Source organism: Segatella copri DSM 18205, assembly GCF_025151535.1.
GTDB classification, from domain to species: Bacteria; Bacteroidota; Bacteroidia; order Bacteroidales; family Bacteroidaceae; genus Prevotella; species Prevotella copri.
Map to the genome: position 1 here is coordinate 2,130,836 of NZ_CP102288.1, position 22,893 is coordinate 2,153,728.

The window sequence follows — 22,893 nt, forward strand, 5'->3', positions numbered from 1 at the left end:
AAGAAGGAATGTTAAATGTTAAGTGTTAAATGTTAAGTTAGCATACGTCCACTTAGCACTCGATACTCTCACCTAACTCCCAAACATTCCGATTTTACTATTAATTCATCCAATTCAGTTAACATTTAACATTAAACACTTAACATTAAATATTATTTCTCCTGCTCAGCATTATAGAGAGCGATATCGCCTCTTTCACCTGTACGGATTCTTACGGTATCCTCTACAGGAATTACAAAGATTCGACCATCACCAATCTCGCCTGTACGGGCAGCCTCCTGGATGGCATTAATCGTTTTCTCTACGTTCTTGTCGCGCACGACAACATTCAGCAACACTCGCTCGATACTACTGGTATCATACATAACACCACGATAGATTCGAGCCTGTCTCATCTTGCCCTCTCCTCTTACATCGTAGTAAGAGAACCACTCGATGTCGGCGGCAAGCAAAGCTTCTTTTACATCCTCAAACTTAGTCTTACGGATGATTGCTTCAATCTTTTTCATGTTAATCTCTCCTATTAATTAATTTACATTTTGTTTATTTTCTGGTGCAAAGGTACGACATTTTGCTCAATATTTCAAAATATTACTTACTTTTTGATGTTAATATTTTAATTTGGTTATTGTTTTGTATAGTTCTTTTTAAAATACAGAACAAAATGAAAGCAAATTACGCATTATTCGTTTCATTTTGAAACAAGCCATAAAAAAAACGCTTGAAAGGCCTAAATGACCCCTCAAGCGGCAAACCTAAAAACAAACTCTCAACCCTAAAACTAGGGTCACTTTATTATTTACCTCAAATCCGCAACCTATAGGGTTTCGTGGGAATTTACTTGTAAAACGACAAAAATTCTTTTATTGTACATATTCCTTGGTCATAACAGAAACGTCGTAAACACAAAATTCCCTTACCCCATAAAGCGACTTGAGGTAATACGCCGGTTTAACCAGAAAAGCATGGCCTTTAACCAAAGTCTGTCTTGAACAGGTTGGCATAAGCATAGTTGTCTGAATAAATGTTCAATACATGCCTACGTGACGTCTTAATCCATTTTGCAGGAACAGAGATGAACTTGAACACAAAGGTCTTGATTCTGCTGGTGGCACGCAATCCAAATTCATGGGTTTTCAATCTCTGCATAATAGCTTTGTAGAAGTTTCTGATGAGAGCTGTCATAAGCAGGAATACTGTATTCTGTGCCATGAACGATTTTGGCAACCGATTCCAGCCAAAGCCATTGTTCATGTCATCGAAGATGCGTTCCTTGCCACCACGAAGATTGTAGAATTCCACAATGTCTCTTGCACTCGACTTGTAATCGTTAGTCAGTATACATCTGTAGGTATATTCGCCTTCCCAAATGTCAAGGTCTCCCTCTATTCGCCTTTGTCTCTGTATGACAAGACGATACGGTTTTCCTTTCCATTTCTCAACAAGGATGGAATTCAGCTCAAATTCAATACCGTTGATTTCAACAGTTTTCCATCCAGTCAAGGCAAACATGGAATCGTAGAAGGAAGAGCATCTGTTGGCACGAATATAAAAATGCCTGCAATGGGCCTCTACCATATCTACGATTTCCTCCGAGCATGAGCCGCAATCCATGCGGGCACGGGATATATATACTTCTGATGCCTCCAGTCGCTTGAAGATTCTTTCCAAAGTCTCTCTTTGGTTGAAGCGCACGTTTGTGTTGCCGTCTCTATTTTCAATACCGACAATCATGTCGTTAATGACTGCCACACCTGGACTATAGCCCAGGAACTTCTTGTAGGTTGGTTTTGCATCATGCTTCTCTGTTTCAATGAACTGATGGTCAAAGTCAAAATCATACTCTTGACCGGATTTCAATTGACCAGTAGCAAGCAGGGCTTTGATCAATAAGCAGTTCATCTTGTCTGCAGTATTGAAATCATAGGAGTTGCCAGAAGCAGATTTATAGGTGATGTTCTTACAAGTCAGTTCTTCGATAGCACGCAATATGGTGTCTGCGCTGCAAGTGCGAAGAGTTGGATGAAGAGACAAATGTTTCATCAAGTGAGTTGTAACATCCTCAATACATGAGCCGCCACAAAGATATACGCACATCAGAGAGCGTAGAATTTCGCTATATTGATAACCAAACATAGTGCATCTCAATCCCAAGGTGGAATCTATGGTTTGAGCTAAAAGAGCATCAAATTGCTCCATAATAGAAAAAATTCCTCCAAAAGGAGTGAGTTTCTCAGATTTTATTTGTACTTTTGCCATGTCATTCAGAGTTTTATTTGCTTTTTATTTGCAACACTAAGATAAGTGAAATTTCTGACATGGCAAAATCCTGAGCAACTTTTTGTTGCTCAGGTGCTTATAAAAAATATTAAATTATAGTGTTGCGGAATTAAGGATTTACTGAACTTTCGCATATCAGGAAGTTCAGTTAAATATATTAATAAGGTATTACAATGGCTTGTACTCCACGAAAGCCTCCATGGCCTCATAGCATGCCAGACCCAACTGGTCGTAGAGCGATGCTGTAGCACGGTTACGGTCCTCGGCTCTCTGCCAGAACAGGCGCTCGTCATTACCCAAGAAAGGAGCACTCTCCATCTGCGACTGATGCTTGAGGATAGAGTTACGCTTTGCCCGCAACTCCTCAGGGCTCAAAGGAACACACATTTCGATATTCTCAATCTCCCATTCTGCCCAGGCACCACGATACATCCATATGCGACAGTCCTTCAACCATTCTGCACCCGCTTTCTTCTCTTCGTCGATAGCTGCCAGAACGGCATCAGTACACTTCTTGTGGGTTCCGTGAGGGTCAGCAAGGTCGCCGGCAACATAAATCTGATGTGGCTGCACCTTCTGCAACAGAGCTCTCACTATCTCCACATCCTTCTCGGTCATTGGCAACTTTTCTATCTTGCCGCTCTCATAGAATGGCAGGTCGAGGAAGTGGACATGATCAAGCGGAATTTCATTATAAGTACAAGCGATACGAGCCTCACCACGGCGGATCAGTCCCTTGATGGTCAGGATATCTCTCGTATCGAAGTCACTCTCCTTCTTCTTGGCAAAGAAGGTCTTGATTTCCTTATATTTATTAGAGATGATGCTGTCTTTTGAGTCTGCAAAAAGCTGGTTGAAACCATTGATAAAGTGCATGAATCTTGTTACTTCCTCATCACCCACAGCAATGTTTCCTGATGTTTCGTAAGCTACATGCACATCGTGGTTCTGCTGTACCAGTCGACGGATGGTTCCTCCCATAGAGATAACATCATCGTCTGGGTGTGGAGAGAATACGATAACCTTCTTAGGGAATGGTGTTGCACGCTCCGGGCGATAGGTATCATCGGCATTCGGCTTACCACCTGGCCATCCGGTAATGGTATGCTGCAAATCATTGAAAATCTTGATATTGGCATTATAGGCAGAACCATAGAGTGCCAGAAGTTCGCTCAGTCCGTTCTCATTATAATCCTTATTGGTCAACTTCAGGATAGGCTTACCGAGTTTCTGGCAGAGCCATACCAGTGCCGAACGCACCAGTTTATCACTCCACTGGCATGAAGTTACGAGCCATGGATGCTCGATACGCGTCAGATGGTGAGCTGCACCCAGGTCGATGACAACATGAGCATTCGGATGAGTCTGAAGGAATGATGCCGGCAGGGTATCTGTGATAGAGTTCTCCACCACCTTCTGCATAATCTCTGCCTTCTCTTCGCCCCAGGCTGTCAGATAGATGCTCTTGGCTGAGAGTAAGGTAGCGATACCCATGGTGAGCGAACACGGAGGAATGGTTTCCTTGGTCTGCTCACTGTTCTCCATCTCTTCGCGAGAGGTATTGCCGATGAGGATGATACGGGTCATCGACTGGATGCCCGAACCTGGCTCGTTGGCTGCAATATTACCCGAACGGCCTATACCTATGAGGGCTACATCGAGACCGCCAAAGGTCTTGATACGCTGCTCATAAAGACGGCAACTGTCCTGTACGGCATCCTGTGCCACAAAACCATCCAGTGTAAAGATGTTCTGCTCAGCCACATCCACATGATTGAGGAAACGATCCTTCAACTGGTTGATGGTACGGAGAGAGCTGTCCTTCTGGAGCGGATAATATTCGTATGCATTGAATACAACAACATTGCGGAAGCTCAGGATCTTCTCGTTGTAACGGCGAACGAGTTCATCGTATACAGAATAGAGAGAAGAACCGGAACCCAGCGCCATCACATAGAATTTGCCTTCCTGCTGTGCCGCCTTGATGCCAGCTTCTATTTTATCAGCTACATGACTGGCACCTTCTGCCATAGAGGCAAAGATGTCTGTATGAATCTTCTCCATTCTGGAGATTTCAGAGTATTCTACAGTCGTCTTTGGCTTGTAGAACTCTACAGGTACTTTATTGAGTACGATTTGTGAACTAAGATTGAGTCTCATATCTTTATCTATATTTATTCAAGTTTCGCAAGCTCAGAAGTTAAAGGAGTTATCGCTCCCTACGGTCGCTGAGGAGTTAAGACAACAGTCTTTTTGGCGTAGTTTTTAAGCAGCAAGACATACGTCTTAACTCCTTAACTTCCTTAACTCCTTTAACTTCCTGATATGCGAAAGTTCAGTAACTGAGGATTCATATCTTTCTTTTTAAACATAGTCATTCTGTTTGATGGTGTAAAGATACGAAAAATATTCCAGATTACGGCATAAATCAGAGATTATTTTCGTGAAATATAAACATTTTAAACAGGCCTTACTTTTAAAAGTGGGCTTTTTCCTGGTTATTCGTTAGAAAAAGTATAATCTATAACCAAAATACTTGGAAAAAAGTCAGAAATATCGTACCTTTGCAGGCAAAAAGCAATTTTACGAATATGAAAAGAATTAAAATGCCACTATTGGCAAGAATCATCATTGCCATCCTGTTGGGTGTAATCTTCGGCAATTTCTTCAATGAAGCGGCCGTCAGAGCGTTTCTCACCTTCAACGGCATCTTCAGCCAGTTTCTGGGCTTTATGATACCGCTCATCATCATCGGTCTCGTTACGCCAGCCATTGCCGACATCGGTCACGGAGCCGGAAAACTCCTCCTTACCACTGTGGGCATCGCCTTTGCCGACACCATCCTGGCGGGTCTGCTTGCCTATGGTACAGGTTCGGCACTCTTCCCACACATGATTGCCAATTCTGCCCATGTGGCAGTAGATAAGGCTGAAGAACTCAAACCCTTCTTCGAAATCAAGATACCTGCCATGGTAGATGTGATGAGCGCCCTCGTTTTCTCGTTCATTGCCGGACTGGGCATTGCCCACAAAGGCAGCCGCACCATGCAGAACGTTTTTCAGGAATTCAAGGAAATCGTATCAGGTGTCATCGCCAAAGTCATCATTCCCCTACTGCCCCTTTATATCTTCGGCATCTTCCTGGGCATGACTTTCTCCGGCGAAGCCTACCACATTCTGCTGGTCTTTGCACAGATTATCCTCGTCATTCTTGTACTCCATATCGTCATCTTACTTTACGAATATCTGTTGGCTGGCAGCTTGTCCCATAAGAATCCTTTTAAGCTGTTGCTCAACATGTTGCCAGCCTACTTCACGGCACTTGGCACATCATCATCGGCAGCCACCATTCCGGTAACTCTGAAGCAGACCTTGAAAAACGGCGTCACCGATGGCATTGCCGGATTCACCATTCCGCTCTGTGCCACCATCCATCTCTCGGGATCAATGATGAAGATTACCTGTTGTGCGCTCACCATCTGTCTCATCAATGGTATGCCGTGCAATCTTCCTCTCTTTCTCAACTTCATCTTCGTGCTCGCCATCTGCATGGTAGCAGCTCCAGGAGTTCCGGGAGGAGCCGTCATGGCAGCGCTAGGTCCGCTAGCCTCAGTTTTAGGTTTCAATGCTGATATGCAAGCACTTATGATAGCCCTCTATATTGCGATGGACAGTTTCGGTACCGCCTGCAATGTAACGGGCGATGGCGCCATTGCTATAGTCGTGGATAAGATATTCAGAAAGGATAAATAAAAAACAAAAGAGGGTGCGTCACAGACTTATGACACACCCTCATCTTTATATAAATCTCTCTATTTCTAAAGTGATTCATTTATATATATTATATATATCGTAGTGTTCTATTCTTACTTGCTCAAGCTAACAGAATGGCTCATGTTAGTCATTTCTGGAATTGAGTTTACTACGTGTTTCAAGAACATGCCCATGCAAAGAACCATACCTGAAAACATAACTGCGGCGAAAGTCATTGTAAAAATAGTCATCATAATTATTAACCTTTTTAAAATTTATTATTTGTTATTCCTTAAATACGAGTGCAAAGTTAACACTTTTTTATCGAATAACGGCATCTTTTGCCGAGAAATATCATTGCAATATGTTTTTCTTGATATGGGTCAACCACTCGTTTTTAGCCTTGAAAATGACATTTTGCTATCGGATATGTTATTTTTGTGACAATAATTTATATATATCATTTTTCTCGCTTTGTTATGTATGTAACAAGATAGGGATTCCTGTCAGATGATAAGAAGTCAGAATCGAAGTGAAAGCCAATCATCGAGCTTCACGTTCTGGGAGGTATGGATGCCCAACTTCTCGGCAGCCTCACAGTTTTCCTTCAGATCATCGATGAAGAGAGTTTCATCGGGATGGATGTTCGCCTGTCTGATTACCTCTTCATAGATACGGGCATCAGGCTTAGCCAGATGCATTCGCTGAGAGAGGAAACAGTAATCGAAATAATCCTCTACCCCATAGTTCTGATAAGGGAAGAGATGCTCCACGCAATAATCCCAATGTATATCAATGGTATTGCTCAAGAGGAAGAGGCGATAACCAGCCTTCTTCAACTGCAGGAGTCGCTTCTTTTTCTCATCAGGAATCTCCACCAGCATCTTGTTGGCAGCATCGATGATCTCTTCATTCGTCACATCAGCTCCTGTCAACTCACGGGCTGCATCGCAGAATGCTTCGGTGGTAATCATTCCCACACCCAGTTTGCTCATCAGCTTCATCCCCTCACTCAGGGGATTCGGATTCGCCAGTTCCCCCATTCCTATCGCCTTGAAAGCCCCGATGCATCCTTCCGGATTGAGCTTTACCAGGACATTACCTAAATCGAATATGACATTCTTGTATTGCATCATACTATTCGTTACTTTAAATCGCACTTTTAATCCTTAATTAGATACTTACTGCAAAAGTACTGTAAATTCGGGAGAAAACAAATGATTTGGAAAAGGAATGGCGGGAATATAACATTTATTAGTAAAAGAAGGATATTCAGAAAGGATCAATAAAAAATAAAAAGGTGTATCATGGATTTATGACACACCTTTTTTTATCTCAAAATCTTAAAGTTTTAGAATTTAATCCAGGTCAGTTTCTTCCATATTCCCTCGAAAGGACCATGGGAGTGATACTTGAGCCAAAGGTTGGAGAAGAGGCATTGTACTACCACCATGGCAATACCCACAAAAAAGGCGTAGGTGATACCAAGCTTTGTCTGGAGATTGAAACCATAATAGGCAAACAGTCCGCAACCGATGATAGACTGGAGGAAATAGTTGGTCAGACTCATCTTGCCAAACTGGCGCAGGAACGACAATCCCTTTCTGAACCATTCCTTTCCGTACCACAACAAAACGAATCCTGATACTACAAACGAGAGGATGAAGAAGTTGTAGATAGGATAAAGCCAATTGTTCCATGTTTCCATGTGGCGCACATCAGCGATGTCACCCACAATCAATACCAGGATGGAAAACGCTAGCACCTTCTTCCACAAAGCCAGGTTGTTGTTCTCATTGTAGAACCAACGCTTTCTCCCCACCAGCATTCCGAGTATGAAGAGGCAGATAGTCTGCGTATGTCTTCCCTTCATCAGGCACCAGTAATAGGTAGCCACCTGTCCGTATCGCAGGTTACTGTAGGCATTCTCCAGGAAGGTGCCGTGCTGATGACCATGATACATATTTCCATACACCTCACTCAATGCCGATGCATCCACCTGCCATCCCGAAATGAGGGAGTAGATTTCTACCGGTTGGATAAAGAGGAAGGCAACCACCCACCAGAGCCATTTGGTAGGAAGATAACTCAATGGGATGAGAACCAGTCCATAGATGGCATAGGAGAAGAGGATATCGCCATCAAAAAAGGCGGTGTTCACGATACCGAGCATTGCCAGGAGGAACATTCGCCAGGCGAATCTTCCAGAAAAGCAATTTCCCCGCTGCTGCTGGTTATCATTCATAATAAAGAAGCTCAATCCGAAGAGCAGGGCAAAAATGCCATACATCTTTCCCGACAGCAGCAATGCCAGCACATCTGCCATCCAATCATCACACCCCAGCGTATAAGCATGCTCTATGCTTCCATCGTACATATTGAAATGCTCCACGGAATGATAGAGAATAATACCTGCCACTGCCAATCCTCGCAAGGCATCAGCCACGTCGATACGACTGTTTTTCAGTCCTAATGTCTTGTAAAAATTCATTTTGATATTATTTGTTAGTTATTATGAGTTGGCAAAGGTATAACATTTTATTGGAAAAAGCGAATAAACCACAATGTATAACAAATATTAAGTTTTAAAGGAAAAAGAGAAAAAGTCGGCCTTTTCCTTGGTTATTCGTTAGAAAAAGTGTATCTTTGCTCCGCTATTCGTCAGAAAAAGTGTGAAGTTCATACGATTATTCGTCAGAAAAAGTGCGGAATTCATACGATTATTCGTTAGAAAAAGTGTAAATCATGGAAAGAAGCATCTATAACAAACTCGTAGAATGGAAGAACAAGAAAGACCATAAACCTCTGATTCTCAACGGAGCGAGACAAGTAGGCAAGACCTATATCCTGCAAGAATTTGGAAAAAGAGAATATAAAAAACTTGCATTCTTCAGTCTCGACAGAAATCAGAAGGCAGCAGAAGTGTTTGAAAAAGGCGGCACAACAGCTGATATACTGATGGCACTCTCCGCCATCAGCCAGGTAGATATTACCCCCAACGATACACTTATGGTACTCGATGAGATACAAGATTGTCCTAAAGCATTAGAAACTTTAAAGTTCTTTTGCGAGGATGCTCCTGATATTCATATCATCGTGGCAGGATCCCTGCTGGGAATATCACTCCATAGCGGGGTATCATATCCAGTAGGAAAAGTAGAAGAGCTGCGCCTCTATCCGATGAACTTCATCGAATTCCTCGATGCCATGGGAAAAGAGAAAATGGCAAGCATCCTGAAAGAAGGAAATTGGAACGTCATCAATTTACTGGAAACAGAATTGATCAGCCTGCTGCGACAATATTATTATGTAGGAGGAATGCCAGCCGCCGTACTCGCCCATGTAGAGCAGAAGGGACTACAGGAAGTCCGTTCCATCCAAAAGCAGATTATACAAGACTATCGCCGAGATTTCTCGAAGCACGCACCAGATAGAGAAGTGCCTCGCATTAATATGGTGTGGGACAGTATCCCTGCCCAACTTGCCAAAGAGAACAAGAAGTTCATCTATGGAGCCGTGAAGAAAAGTGCCAGAGCCGCAGATTTCGAACTGGCCATCCAATGGCTGATAGATGCAGGACTGGCATATAAGGTTCAGAGAGTCAATACCCCACGCCTCCCTTTCAAATTCTATGAAGACCTGAACGCCTTCAAACTCTTCATGCTCGATGTGGGACTGATGGGAGCGATGGCAGAGACTTCAGCAGAATCGATGCTGGTGGGCGATGGCATTTTCTCTGAATATAAAGGTGCCTTTACAGAACTATATGTCTTCACCCAGCTGAAAAGCCAGGATATTCCATTATACTATCATGCTGTGGATAACTCCACAATAGAGATTGATTTCCTGACCCAATGGCACGACAGGGTTATACCGATAGAAGTAAAGGCAGAGGTGAACGTTAAGGCGAAATCTCTCAGAACATTCATCACCAACAATCCGCAACTGAAGGGACTTCGCTACTCCATGCTTCCCTATAAGGATCAAGACTGGATGATCAACGTTCCGCTCTATGCCTGCCTGACACCATTTGACAAATCATTCTGATGCCTTTTAATAAAAGCTTCGATTCTGACATTTCCGTCAGAATCGAAGTGAAAGCCAATCATCGAACTTCGCGTTCTGGAAGGTATGGATGCATCACAGAATGCTTCGGTGGTAATCATTCCGACACCCAGTTTACTCATCAGCTTCATCCCCTCACTCTGAGGATTCGGATTCGCCAGTTCTCCCATACCTATCGCCTTGAAAGCCCCGATGCATCCTTCCGGATTGAGCTTCACCAGGACATTACCTAAATCGAATATGATATTCTTGTATTGCATAATCTATACCTTATTTTAAATTTCACTTTTAATCTTTAATCAGATACTTACTGCAAAAGTACTGTAAATTTCAAACTTAACAAACCTTTATGGGAAGTAATTCCGGGAATATAACATTTATTAGTAAAAGAAAAGAATATGACTGCAACTACTTTTACCTTCTGATAAGCCGCATTATCCGTTTGAGCTGCCTGAGGGATGGGTGTGGTGTAAGTTGGAAGATATAACTTCTGTTATTGGGGATGGTTTGCATGGAACACCACAATATAATCCTAATGGAGCATACTATTTTGTAAATGGAAATAATTTGTCTAACCGCCAAATCATCATAAAAAATAATACAAAAAGAGTTTCAGAAGAGGAGTACATAAAATATAAGAAACCTTTGAATGAACATACAATATTGGTTTCAATAAACGGTACTATAGGAAATATTGGTACATATAGTAATGAACAAATAATATTGGGTAAGAGTGCTTGCTATTTTAATATAACACCTTTCTTGGTCAAGGAATATATGTGTTATGTTATCGAGTCTAACTATTTTCAAAAATATGCTTTGTTGTCTGCAACAGGCAGCACAATCAAAAATGTGCCATTGAAAGCCATCAATGAGTTTTATGTACCTATTCCACCTGTTTCTGAACAAAAACGCATTGTTTCAGAGATCGACTATTTACTTGCTTTCATAAATAAAGTAGAGGAAGGAAGAGAAAATTTACAAAGCATAGTCCAATCTGCCAAATCCAAAATCCTTGACCTCGCCATTCATGGTAAACTTGTACCGCAAGACCCGAATGAGGAGCCTGCCAGCGAACTGCTCAAACGCATCAATCCAAAGGCAGAAATCACTTGTGATACCCCCCAATATGGCAAGCTGCTGAAGGGATGGTGTGAAACGACATTGAAATCGTTGGCAAAAGAAGTATTTGCAGGAGGAGACAAGCCAACAGAATTTACCAAGGAAAAAACGAATGGAAACATCATTCCCATATATTCCAATGGTGTTGAAAAAGACGGATTGTATGGATATACAAATGTCGCAAGGGTAATAGAACCATGTTTGACTGTGTCGGCAAGAGGAACAATAGGTTTTACATGTATAAGGAATATTCCATTTGTACCGATTGTGAGACTTATAACAATAGTTCCGAACCCGGCGTTTGACTTAAAATATATGAAATTTTGTTTGGATTGCCTACTAATATGGTCAGAGGGGTCAAGTATACCACAATTGACGGTTCCAACAATAAAAAAAATGCAACTGCCATTGCCGCCATTACAAGAACAACATCGCATTGTTGCAAAGATTGAAGAGCTATTCAATCAGCTTAACAAGATAGAAGAGAGTGTATTATAAGTCTATAACGCACCCTTTTTTAGTTTTTCAAGAACACAAGTCCGCTAGGCGTCCCGCCGGATTTGCAATCCGCAGCAAAGGAAGATAGAAGCCTCATAATAACTACCATATTTAGCCATCGCAAGCTATATTCTTGCGGTGGCTAAATGATATAGATACGATTACCAAGTAACAACCTTGTCCACAATCTTCTGCTGTTCGCTTGCTGTGCGTCGCAGATAAATGCGTGTTGTTTCGATGCTCTCATGTCCCATGAGGTCGGCAAGGAGGGCGATGTCGTTGAAACGGTCAAGGAAGTTCTTGGCGAAACGGTGACGGAAGGAGTGTGGATAAACCACATTACGGTTAAGACCGTACTTTTCGGCAAAGTACTTCAGTTGGATAGCTATGCCACGAGTGGAAAGGCGGTTGCCTAAACGATTGGTGAACAGATAGCCAGAGGTGATGTTTTGTTCTGTTAGCCATCTTTGGGCTTCGGTGCATAGCTTCTTCGGAATGTAAAGGCGGCGCATCTTGCCTCCTTTGCTGTACAAGTCAAGATAGCCAACCGCTACATGCTCAGCTTTGATTTGAAGCAGCTCGCTGACACGTGCACCAGTGGCAGCCATAAACCAAACGATGAAATACCATTCATCATAACCGTCAGCCTTTAACTTGGCTTTCAGGAACTTGTAATCGGCATCGCTGATGACGTTCTCCAAGAAGTTCTTTTGTTGCGCCTTTACAAACTTCATCTTTAGCTTCTCTTGTTTGCTAAACTCCAAATACTTATTCATTGCTTGCAAACGCAAGTTTACCGTCTGTGGTTTGAAGTTCTCCATAAGATAACCCTTATAAGCCAACAGATTCTTCTTGTTCACCTCCTTGTAATTATCAAGGAAATACTTCATCGTCCATAGGTACGATGTTACCGTGTTCTTTGCCAAGTTTGACTTGACCAAATACTTTTCAAATTGTGTTACCATATTGTTTTGTATTAAAATGAATGGTAACAATATAAGATGTGTGTCAAGAATGGGAAATCCCCATTGTAAGCCTTTATGCTTGCAATGAGGATTCAATCTTGTCAAGTTGAGAGAATAATTCTTCAATCTTTGCAACGATGCGGTATTGCTCGGAAAGCGGTGGCAGCATAACATTAATAGGATAGACTGTTTTGCCAGAAATTACAGGTTGTGCTGTTGAATTTGAATATTGCTGCAAATCATATTGCTGCAAAAGATAATAGAGGAATTTTGGTGTATATACGTTTCCCATTATTTTAGTAACAAAAGCATTATCTGTTACCCATATTTTATTATTTACATAATGAACAGAACCACAATAAAACCCCACACGTCCGATTATGATATTTATTCCATCTACATTGTAAGATTCATTATACCCTGTGATGCCGTTTCCTCCATAAATTGGGTATTTACCTATTCTATTGTCTCGAACTTTAATAGCATCACCTGATTTAATCACAATTGTATTTCCTAATGTCGTTTCACACCACCCCTTCGGCAGCTTGCCATATTGGGGGTTATCACAAGTGATTTCAGCCTTTGGATTGATGCGTTTGAGCAGTTCGCTGGCAGGCTCATCATTCGGGTCTTGCGGTACAAGTTTGCCGTGAATGGCGTGGTCGAGGATTTTGTTTTTCGCTTGTTGAATAGCAGTTTGCAAACCATCCTTTCCATTTTCAACAATATCAATTATAGAGAATAGTCGTTGAATCTCGTTTACTATTCGTTCCTGTTCTGCAAGAGGAGGCAAGGGAATCAAGCCATTGCAAGCATCCGTGGTACTTAGTCTTGGCATTTTTACTCCATAACCACATTGCAAGGTATAGTCAAGGAAATAAAGTGAACGAAGTACATAGCAGATGTAATTATTCGACAATATTCCATAGCTTCCAAATGCCATTATTTCTGTTGTACAGAATCCGTCATTAGGTGCAACTAATACTTTGTTTAGATATGTGCGAAGCTTTGAATAAAGGATTTGACCTTTTTGAAATTTATGGCGAGTTCCATTTATCTTACGTTCATTTTTGTTGAGATGTTGTATAATCTTGGCTGTGTCTTTTTCTATATCTTCCAATTCCAACACCCAATCAGAATTGTCAATGTCTTCTACTTGGACATTGACACTATCGCCATAATTAGTAATTTCACCAACCGTCGTCCACACCCACCCCTTCGGCAGTTCAAAGGGATAATGCGGCTTATCAGAAGTCTTTGCAGACTTCTTTCCCTTCTTAATTTTTCCCTCTTTGATGAGTCTTTCCTTTTCAGCACGGATACGTTCGAGCAGCACCGATGCTGGCTCATCGTTGGGATCTTGTGGAACGAGCTTGCCGTGAATAGCAAGGTCGAGTATCTTTTGTCTTAATGCTTTTGTGTCCATTATTAATTCGTCTATTAATTTTAAGATTTATCTTCTTTTGAGAAGAACTGACAGAATTCCCTTAATTGTTGTTGCATTTTTTCTTGTGGAATTAAGATACGCTTATATTCCGCCACCATCGTAGGACTCATGCTGCGACTCATAGCATATTCAACAACAACCTTGTCCACATCAGGACATAAAATGATGCCTATAGAAGGGTTCTCGTTGGAACGTTTCACATCACGGTCAAGAGCTTCAAGGTAAAACTCTAATTGACCAAGATCTCGAGGATGGAATTTGGTTTTCTTCAATTCCACCGCAACAAGTGCCTGGAGACCGCGATGAAAAAACAGCAAGTCTGCCTTATAGGTAGAAGCACCAACGGTGAGCGGATATTCCTGATCCATAAAGATGAAATCTTTACCTAATTCGAGAATAAATTGCTTCATATGCTCTATTAATCCATTCTTCAATTTGCTTTCATTGTATTTCTTTGGCAACCCAAGAAAATCTAAAAACACAGTGTCTTTAAACATAATAGGAGCATCAGGATATTGCTCTAATAATCCCTTCGACATATTACTTTTATTTCCGAGAAGATTGGAATAAGTATCATTGTCAACACAGCGCTGCATCTCTCTTTTTCCTAGTTTTTCTTTATGTGCATAAAGAATATAGAATAACCGCTGTTCATAACGTTTACAACGACACAATATTTCTATATGGTTAGTGAACGTTGTCAACTCCAATATTTTAGGCATTTGTGCAGCCACTGGCTGCACAAATGCAGCAGCACCTTTTTTTGATTGTACTGCCTTACTTTTCGATACTAATTGTTTTACTTCAATTTGTGCAGCCACTGGCTGCACAAATTCAGCATCAAGATACTTATCTACTATCGTAGTGAAAGCGTCCGTAGAATATTCATCATAGAACATCACCATATTATATATGTTTCTTCTACTATATCCTTTTATCTCAGGATGTTGAGAACGAATATATTCAGATAGTTGGGAAATTACCTTGCTTCCCCATTCTTCACTTTTTAACTTCTTGGAAACATAGGCACCTACATGCCACGCTGTGAGCAGCATCTCCTTATTGACAGCCATAGACGCTTTACTTCGATGCTGAACTATCAGATTTACGACTTCAGTAAACTGCTGTTCGATGTTAGTGTTTATCAAACTTTTGTCCATTTTATACCTCCTTTATTCCACTCAATAATTTCTCCAACTCGCTTACGGCCTTGCTGATATTCATGCTCTGTTCCTTGATGTTTGACATCAATTGGCTCAATGGTAAATCTTCAGTATCATTACCCTGTTTTATCCAAGTGATATCAAGACTTGTCTTGTCACGAGCCATGATTTCATCAATGCTATACTTGCGCCATCTGCCAGATGGGTTCTTGTCTGCATCATATGTCTCTTTGCGGGCATTGATGTCCTCAGCATGATAGCAGGTTACAAAGTCATCGAGGTGGTGACGCTCTAACTTGTTCGTAGCCAAGGTGTGTTTTACACCAGTGCGATAGTCGTAGAACCAAATATTCTTAGTTGGCTGTCCCTTGGTAAAGAATAGTACGTTTGCCTTTACTCCCTGTGCATAGAAAATACCTGTAGGTAAACGGAGAATGGTATGGAGATTGAAATCTGATAAGAGTTTCTTGCGAATGGTCTCTCCTGCGTTGCCTTCAAAAAGTACATTGTCTGGCAGGACTACTGCTGCACGTCCGCCAGTTTTGAGCATCAGCATCATATGCTGAAGGAAGTTGAGCTGGTTGTTCTTGGTTTCAACATAGAAGTCTGGACGATTGATTTCAACAGAACCGGCAGGGCGTGTGCCAAATGGAGGGTTGGCAAGGATGACATCCACTAAGGTGGAAGGTTCTTTCTCCAAAGAGTCCTCGCATACGATAGGGCTGTGGTCTGTGCCTATACCATGAAGATAAAGGTTCATGGAGGCAAGTGTAACCACAAGTGGGGTGATGTCATTGCCATGTAACGCTTTGTTGTTCAAAAAGTCCAATTTATCACGATTCTGGCTTTGTTCCTTCATGTAATCGTAGGCAGCAAGCAAGAAGCCACCAGTACCACAGGCGGGGTCGCATACAGTCTCACCAATTTGGGGTTGCAAGCAGTCAACCATAGCTTTAATCAGTGGACGTGGGGTAAAGTACTGACCAGCACCACTTTTTTTATCTTGACCATTTTTCTCCAAGATGCTTTCATATATAGCACCTTTTACATCACCATCCATGATGAGCCATTGCTCTTCATCTATCATAGTGATTACCTTCTTAAGATAGACAGGTTTGTCAATCTTGTTTTGTGCTTTGGTATAGATGGTGCCGATGAGGTCATCTTGTTGACTTAATAGTTTGAGTGTACTCTCATATTGCTTTACGAGATCATAGCCATCCAAGCCTGTCAAGTCTTTCCATCTATACCCAACAGGTATGGATGAATCCTCTCCAAAGAGTTCCATATTCTCGTCATCCATCTTTAAGAAAAGAAGATAGGTGAGTTGTGTGATGTAATCTGTAAATCCTACTCCGACTCCTGCTAATGTCGTAGCAAGATTCCATACCTTTTTTGTGAGCGTTTGCTCAGTTGTTATATTTTTAGCCATATCTATATACTATGCAGTTGTTCTTAATACTATAAATTTATATACGGAATCCAAAGCCTCGTCAGCTTTCTTCATGTTTCCGAAAGCTGCAATCAATTGGGCTGCATGGGTGACATCGTTCTTCCTTATCTCTCGCACGTTGCAGGCTCCATTGGCTGCGATGTATTCCACTATCTTGCCTATCAAATCTTTCTGCTTCGCTGTTATATCCATCTGTTTTCGACCATACCAAAGATTAAACATACTTCGAGCCGTAGGATAGGCACTTTCCAGTTTTTCGGTCTGATGGTAAGCGAAGCGTACCAGTTGGATGATGTTGGTAAGAGCCTCCGATTCTTCCTTCCTGGTCGTGCGGCGTACTTTATCACCATATACGATGGCGTATGAATTCCATAAGAGCTTTTGTGCAAAGCGGTTGTTCTCCATCTTCAACTTGTTTTCCAAGTCTTTCAGCATGGAATAGGTGATAGGTTCGCCCTCGTTATTATATAGAATGCGTAAAGCTTCTATGTCATCACAGTGGTCGCAGCAATATTGTTCAAATGCATCTGTGGTACTTTGAGCCTCTTCTATAGAGAAACCTTTGGATATGAGCGTATCTTCTCCAGGCATCAGTGTGTTGACAAAACCAGCTGCAAGAATCAGTATGTACTTACGGACATTGGCATGATTAGCTATCGGAGATACCAAACCCTTACGTTCATTGTTAGGTTCATTGATATCTACGTATGGTGGCAATTGTGGCTGGTGCTCAGGATCGAGAGCATTATAGATGCGTTGAGCAATTTCCAGCATGTCATCATGAGCGATGCGGACAAATTCCTGTCGCTGTGCATTATCTGCCTTATTGTAAAGTCTGGATAATGTGGCAGCAAGCCGCTTGAGGTAATTGTCTGGCAGATTTCCATGAGCGATACGTTCCAATAGTTCTTTTAATGTGATGGTCTCTGTCTCTGGACCTTCATACTGACCTGGTATGATATGCTCATGTTCGGTTACTCCTACTGCATCAACAAGGAAGAAACAGTCTTTGCTTATTGCATTAGGTGTCACGTTGCGCAGCTGTTCATCACCTATTGTCCGGACTCCACGCCCTTTCATCTGTGTATAGAGGGGAGCTGAAGCCACATCACGCATAAACATCACGACTTCCAGAGGCTTTACATCTGTTCCTGTTGCCACAAGAGTACAGGTTACGGCAATGCGAAAGTCCTTGTCGTTACGAAACTGGCGTATCAGTTCATTGCTATCTCCTGCTGAATAGGTTATCTTCTGAACAAAGCGGTCATCCGTGCGTCCAAAAACTTCTTTAGCAATTTGAACGATATTTGTTGCATGGTTTTCGTTGAGCGCAAAGATGAGGGTCTTGGGTAGATAGTCCATGTTTGGCTCTCTTTGAGGGTCATTGAACATTTCTGTATAGACAGCATCACGATAAGTGGAAAGAATAAGTTTTATCTGGGCAGGGTTGATGATGCTTCGATTTAACTCTTCTTTCGTATAAGTCTTCGTTTCCTTTGTGCTTACGGTTTTAACTTCACCAGTGTATCGAGTCTCAACTTTGGTTTTCTGACCTTGCATGATAGCTCCACCTTCTTCTGTTACCTTTGTTCTGATTCGATAGATGCGGCTATCGACGTTGACACCATCTATGACTGACTGCTCAAGCGTATAGTTTACAACACGGTTGTTGTTGAAGAATGCCATCGTTTCTGGAATTGGTGTCGCTGTAAGACCAATAAGGCGAGCTGTATCAAAGTATTCTAGCACCTTGCGCCAGTTGCCATAAATAGAACGGTGACACTCATCTATAATGATAAGGTCGAAGAAATCGTGTGGTAAGTTTGGGTTGTCTGGTAATGTTACTTCACCATCAGCTGTATCTTCATCGTCATCATCTGTATCCGTAATCTCTTCTCCTTTTAAGAGTGAGAATAATCTTTGTATGGTACAGATAACCACATTGCTGTCTGTTGGTACTTCAGCCGACTTCAACCTGTTGACTGCATAGATAGTATTGAAGGCATCACCAGTTTCCGTAAGGCGGAATGTGCCAAACTCTGTTTCTGCCTGTTTTCCGAGGTTATTGCGGTCAACAAGAAACAGAACACGACGCATAGGAGTATAGCTAAGCATGCGATAGGCCGTGAGACATGCCGTATATGTTTTGCCGGCACCAGTAGCTAGAACCATCAATGCACGATTTTGCCCTATACGGAAGCTCTTCTCCAATTCCGTGACTGCCTCATATTGGCATTCTCGCAGACCTTTCTTATTCAATGTAGGAAGTCCGGCAAAAGGGTCGTCTATACCTAACATCTTTACTATTTCCTTAGGAGTAAGAATGCGGCTGATAGTTTCCCATTCTGAAGTTTCACGATGTCTATAATCAAAAAACTCTATTTCCTTGCCATTTGATTTAAAAAGGAAAGGCAAAGGTTTTTGCCAGGCTTGATAACAGTCAGGTACACTCTTTGCATATGTGATAGCCTGTTCACTCACAATATTGGAAGAAATATTAATTTCCTCTCGTTTAGCTTCGAGCACACCGACAGCTTTCCCATTGATAAACAGGAAATAATCTGCTTCAAGATTGCCTTTAAGCAATCCCTCACGAATAGCTACGGCTGAGATGGTAGGCTCGTATTCATCCCGATTGACAACCTTCCATCCTGCATCAGCAAACCATTGGTCTATTTTGACTCTTGCTTTTTCTTCTGGCGTCATAGTTTTGTTACCTATTATTTTAGTTACAAAGATAATGATAATATTTCACTTGACCATTTATATGATTCACTATTTATACTTTTTTGTCTTTTCCGAATGAAAATAAGTATAAGGGATAAAGGGAAAGTGCATCTTTCTTCATTATATTACAGGAAACGTTTTTCTAAAACTAATGCCACTATTGCCACACTTCAAGTTAACCAATTGGTTTTTAACTATTTAAGCGTTGCAATATGGGCATTTTCTATTATCACCTATTGCCACCTATTGCCACACTCGGGCGAAAAACGGGGGATTTTCAGCGAAAAAGCAGAGGAATACTTATTGTTTTCGCAGAAAAACATTAAAAAAGTGGAGAAAAAGGCTTGCGGTTTCGAACATTTTTTTGTATTTTTGCAACCAACAGGAAAAATTCCTGCCGATTCCACCTAGAAGCTTACGACTCCTGTGAAACCACTTTATACACATTTAACCCAAAGACCAATGACACAAGCAGATTTAGTCAGACTCTACTTCAACAAAGAAAGTGCTTACAACTCATGGGACTATTGCTTCAACCAGCAATGTCCACTGGCTCAGGAATGTGCACACTATCTGTCCGTAACCTACAAGAAACCGGAACAGACCAAAGGCTACGCCATCTATCCCGATGCCTACCACGACAACAAGTGCGAACATTTCCTGCAGCTGCAGATGATGAAAATGGCATACGGCTTTATGAATATTCTTGAAGAATTGAAGCGCAAAGACGAAGCCAGTTTCAGAGTACACATGACTTCCTATTTCGGAAGCAAGACTTCATACTATCGCTATAAATTAGGACAGACAGGACTCGTACCTGAACAGCAGCAGTACGTGCTGAAATGGTGCCAGCAACATGGATACACCAACATGAGGTTCGACCGCTATGCAGAAGAGGTCAACTATTAACAGCCGCACGCCGATAAAGATCTTAACCCACGTATATGGTCACTCGTACCCGTGTACATGAGTATCCGTACCCATGTACACGGGTACGGATGACCAACACGATGAGCACGGATGACCGAGACGACGGGCACGAGTACCCGGCATAGTCGGGCACATTTGCCCAACGCCTTGGGCAAAGCTGGGCAAAACCATCGGCAACCCGAAGTATCACCCTATCAACAAATTAGCAGAAATATGAAGTTTACTATTACAAGAATCAACAAACAGAACAAGTTGATGGTCAGTTCGAAAACCATAGAACGGTTTCTGGAGCGCATCGCTAAAGATGATGCCAAGCTGAGTGTCACCAATTTCAGAATGAGTGTGCCGCTCATGGAAGCCGACTACCAGTACTACAAAGGCATCAAGGAATGGCAGCACGTTTATCCAGCCGCAGAATTCAACAAGGATGAAAGCGGCAATCTCGTCTTCCAGAAATCAAACGGACTGGTGATGCTCCACTTCATCAACCTCATGTCGGACCAGGAAAAAGATGCCGTCAAGAAGACGGTCAGTCTGCTGCCGATGACCTTCGCTGCCTTCGAAGGAGCCGACGGCAGAAGCCTCATCGTGCTCGTAAGCATCTGCAACGAAGAAGGAAAAATCCCGACAAAAGAAGCCGATGCCGACTTACTCTACCAGTCTGCCTACGAACAGGTAAAAACGCTCTACCAGTCGCAGGTACAAGTAGCCATCAAACCCGAAAAGCCATCATTGTCATCCAACTTCATGCTTACGCTGGATGCCTCTCCTTATTATAACAGCAAGGCAGTGGCGATGCGCATCTCCCAAAATATGAAGAAGGTAGCCTCAGCCCCTAAGAATGTAGAGGATCTGAAGACATACGATGACTATGAATTCCTCTACCGCAAGGCAGCAGAAGAGACGAAGGAAGAGATGAAAAAAGCCAACATCTCATGGCAGAACGATGAAGACCGGTTCCTTGCCGGTTTCTCAGCCATCGCCATCAAGCTCTGCAACATGGGCCTCAGCGAAGAAGAAGCTTTCATCCATATCCGCCGCAACAACTGGGGACATGTGACAGAAGAGAAACTCCGCCAGATAGTGGGCACCGCTTACGATACCCATTCCAAAGACAGGAAGACGGAGAAATCTGCCTCAGGCAGAAAAGGTCGTGCCGAAATTCTGCAGATGATCAGATACCTGGAGAGCCGGTACCAGTTCCGTTACAATACCGTGATGAAATATACCGAATACCGCCCGAACAATTCATGGGTTGGCGATTTCAGACCGGTGGATGCCCGTGTGCAGAAAAGCATGACGCTGGATGTTCAGATAGCCGACATCCACGTAAGCATCAAGGATGTAAGGAATTTTCTAGAATCAGACCGCATCAGAAACTACAGTCCAATAGAGTCCTATCTCTATGACTGTCTGGGGAAATGGGACGGCAAGGACCGCATCCGTGCCCTGGCACGAACCGTACCCACCAACAATCCTCATTGGGAAGACTGGTTTTACACCTGGTTTCTGGGAATGGTTGACCAGTGGCGCGGCATGTATCGCCGTCAATATGGCAACAGTACCATGCCGCTGCTCATTTCCAAGCAAGGTTACAACAAGAGCACCTTCTGCCGCCGTCTCATCCCTACCGAATTATCGTGGGGCTTCAGCGACAACATGATTCTCTCAGAAAAGCGTCAGGTATTGCAGGCGATGTCACAATTTCTGCTCATCAATCTCGATGAGTTCAATCAGATTTCACCACAGGTGCAGCAGGGATTTCTGAAGAATCTGCTGCAGTTGCCTACGGTGAAAATCAAGCCGCCATACGGAAGTCATGTACAGGAATTCCCTCGTCTAGCCTCCTTCATCGCCACGAGCAACATGACCGACATTCTTTCCGACCCATCCGGCAACCGCCGTTTCCTGGGAGTAGAACTGACGGGACCTATCGATGTGAGTGGCAGACTGAACTATGAGCAGCTTTATGCGCAGGCGATGCAAGCTCTGGAGCATGGCGAAAAATCCTATTTCGACGCCAAGGAAACCGCAATCATCATGCAACATAACAGACAATTTGAGCAGATTTCCCCTATCAAGCAATGTTTTCTGCAGGTTTTTGAGCCTGCAAGTACCCCGGAAAATGGCGAATATCTGATGGCAGCCGCCATTTTCGACATTTTAAAGCAGAAATTCGGCTCTTCTCTCCAGATTTCGAGTATACAGAAATTGGGCAGAGAGCTTCAGAATATAGAAGGTTTGAAGAACCGAAGAACAAGATTTGGTACTGAGTATCTGGTAGTTAGGAAATAACCTGCTCATTTCCTTATAAAAAAGAGCGTGGCAATGCGTGGCATTAAGTGGCAACAGAAACACCGCTTACTGCCACGCATTATTCACTTATAATCAATGAGTTAAATGCATTGGTGATAGATGTGGCAATAAGAATAGAAAAACATTTTCGTACAATAATCATAAAGGTAGGAGTAAACTTCTCTTCCTCCTCTAA

The 22,893-nt window shown here is 42.4% G+C and carries 17 protein-coding genes; 6 read left to right on the forward strand and 11 right to left on the reverse strand.

Features of this window, described 5'->3' with window-relative positions:
- Positions 1-152: 152 nt before the first annotated feature.
- From NQ544_RS09045 to NQ544_RS09055, 3 genes are all read right to left on the reverse strand, one after another.
- Positions 153-509, reverse strand: a complete 357-nt coding sequence (locus NQ544_RS09045) for a P-II family nitrogen regulator (RefSeq protein WP_006848366.1) — start codon at positions 507-509, stop codon at positions 153-155.
- Positions 510-972: 463 nt separating this feature from the next.
- On the reverse strand, positions 973-2,259 hold the full coding sequence (locus tag NQ544_RS09050; RefSeq protein WP_006847166.1) for an IS1380-like element IS942 family transposase: 1,287 nt from the start codon (positions 2,257-2,259) through the stop codon (positions 973-975).
- A 189-nt stretch (positions 2,260-2,448) separates the two neighbouring features.
- Positions 2,449-4,440 carry a glucosamine-6-phosphate deaminase gene (locus NQ544_RS09055; RefSeq protein WP_006848367.1) on the reverse strand — a complete coding sequence of 664 codons (1,992 nt, stop codon included), beginning with the start codon at positions 4,438-4,440 and terminating at the stop codon, positions 2,449-2,451.
- Positions 4,441-4,871: 431 nt separating this feature from the next.
- Between NQ544_RS09055 and NQ544_RS09060 the strand changes: the two genes are divergently transcribed.
- On the forward strand, positions 4,872-6,032 hold the full coding sequence (locus NQ544_RS09060) for a dicarboxylate/amino acid:cation symporter (RefSeq protein ID WP_006848368.1): 1,161 nt from the start codon (positions 4,872-4,874) through the stop codon (positions 6,030-6,032).
- A 521-nt stretch (positions 6,033-6,553) separates the two neighbouring features.
- Here NQ544_RS09060 and NQ544_RS09065 read toward each other — a convergent pair.
- Positions 6,554-7,168, reverse strand: coding sequence for an HAD family hydrolase (locus NQ544_RS09065; RefSeq protein ID WP_006848370.1), 615 nt, complete (start codon positions 7,166-7,168; stop codon positions 6,554-6,556).
- A gap of 215 nt (positions 7,169-7,383) precedes the next feature.
- Positions 7,384-8,523, reverse strand: a complete 1,140-nt coding sequence (locus tag NQ544_RS09070) for a DUF418 domain-containing protein (protein ID WP_006848371.1) — start codon at positions 8,521-8,523, stop codon at positions 7,384-7,386.
- Positions 8,524-8,777: 254 nt separating this feature from the next.
- Between NQ544_RS09070 and NQ544_RS09075 the strand changes: the two genes are divergently transcribed.
- Positions 8,778-10,079, forward strand: a complete 1,302-nt coding sequence (locus NQ544_RS09075) for an ATP-binding protein (RefSeq protein ID WP_006848372.1) — start codon at positions 8,778-8,780, stop codon at positions 10,077-10,079.
- Here NQ544_RS09075 and NQ544_RS09080 read toward each other — a convergent pair.
- Positions 10,043-10,357 (reverse strand): HAD family hydrolase, encoded by a 315-nt coding sequence (locus NQ544_RS09080; RefSeq protein ID WP_006848373.1) that lies wholly within the window; start codon positions 10,355-10,357, stop codon positions 10,043-10,045. The genes NQ544_RS09075 and NQ544_RS09080 overlap by 37 nt on opposite strands.
- A gap of 214 nt (positions 10,358-10,571) precedes the next feature.
- On the opposite strand from NQ544_RS09080, the gene NQ544_RS09085 reads away from it, so the two are divergent.
- Complete coding sequence (locus NQ544_RS09085) at positions 10,572-11,717, forward strand: restriction endonuclease subunit S (protein WP_208855008.1); 1,146 nt, start codon at positions 10,572-10,574, stop codon at positions 11,715-11,717.
- Between the two features lie 161 nt (positions 11,718-11,878).
- On the opposite strand, the gene NQ544_RS09090 is transcribed toward NQ544_RS09085, so the two are convergent.
- The 5 genes from NQ544_RS09090 to NQ544_RS09110 all read right to left on the reverse strand — a co-directional run bounded on the left by NQ544_RS09090 (position 11,879) and on the right by NQ544_RS09110 (position 19,451).
- Positions 11,879-12,682, reverse strand: coding sequence for a tyrosine-type recombinase/integrase (locus tag NQ544_RS09090; RefSeq protein ID WP_006848376.1), 804 nt, complete (start codon positions 12,680-12,682; stop codon positions 11,879-11,881).
- Between the two features lie 73 nt (positions 12,683-12,755).
- A complete protein-coding gene (locus NQ544_RS09095; RefSeq protein ID WP_006848377.1) occupies positions 12,756-14,108 on the reverse strand; it encodes a restriction endonuclease subunit S in 1,353 nt (450 codons plus the stop codon).
- A 20-nt stretch (positions 14,109-14,128) separates the two neighbouring features.
- The gene (locus NQ544_RS09100) at positions 14,129-15,289 is read right to left on the reverse strand and encodes a PDDEXK nuclease domain-containing protein (RefSeq protein WP_006848378.1); all 1,161 of its coding nucleotides are present in this window, start codon (positions 15,287-15,289) and stop codon (positions 14,129-14,131) included.
- A gap of 1 nt (position 15,290) precedes the next feature.
- Positions 15,291-16,724 (reverse strand): type I restriction-modification system subunit M, encoded by a 1,434-nt coding sequence (locus NQ544_RS09105; RefSeq protein WP_006848379.1) that lies wholly within the window; start codon positions 16,722-16,724, stop codon positions 15,291-15,293.
- Between the two features lie 9 nt (positions 16,725-16,733).
- Positions 16,734-19,451 carry a type I restriction endonuclease subunit R gene (locus tag NQ544_RS09110; protein ID WP_006848380.1) on the reverse strand — a complete coding sequence of 906 codons (2,718 nt, stop codon included), beginning with the start codon at positions 19,449-19,451 and terminating at the stop codon, positions 16,734-16,736.
- A 96-nt stretch (positions 19,452-19,547) separates the two neighbouring features.
- Here NQ544_RS09110 and NQ544_RS09115 point away from each other — a divergent pair, with 96 nt between their 5' ends.
- The 3 genes from NQ544_RS09115 to NQ544_RS09125 all read left to right on the forward strand — a co-directional run bounded on the left by NQ544_RS09115 (position 19,548) and on the right by NQ544_RS09125 (position 22,697).
- On the forward strand, positions 19,548-19,883 hold the full coding sequence (locus NQ544_RS09115) for a hypothetical protein (RefSeq protein WP_006848381.1): 336 nt from the start codon (positions 19,548-19,550) through the stop codon (positions 19,881-19,883).
- A gap of 51 nt (positions 19,884-19,934) precedes the next feature.
- The gene (locus tag NQ544_RS09120) at positions 19,935-20,381 is read left to right on the forward strand and encodes a DUF6078 family protein (protein ID WP_006848382.1); all 447 of its coding nucleotides are present in this window, start codon (positions 19,935-19,937) and stop codon (positions 20,379-20,381) included.
- A gap of 234 nt (positions 20,382-20,615) precedes the next feature.
- Positions 20,616-22,697, forward strand: coding sequence for a VapE domain-containing protein (locus tag NQ544_RS09125; RefSeq protein ID WP_040553412.1), 2,082 nt, complete (start codon positions 20,616-20,618; stop codon positions 22,695-22,697).
- The last annotated feature ends 196 nt before the right edge of the window (positions 22,698-22,893 follow it).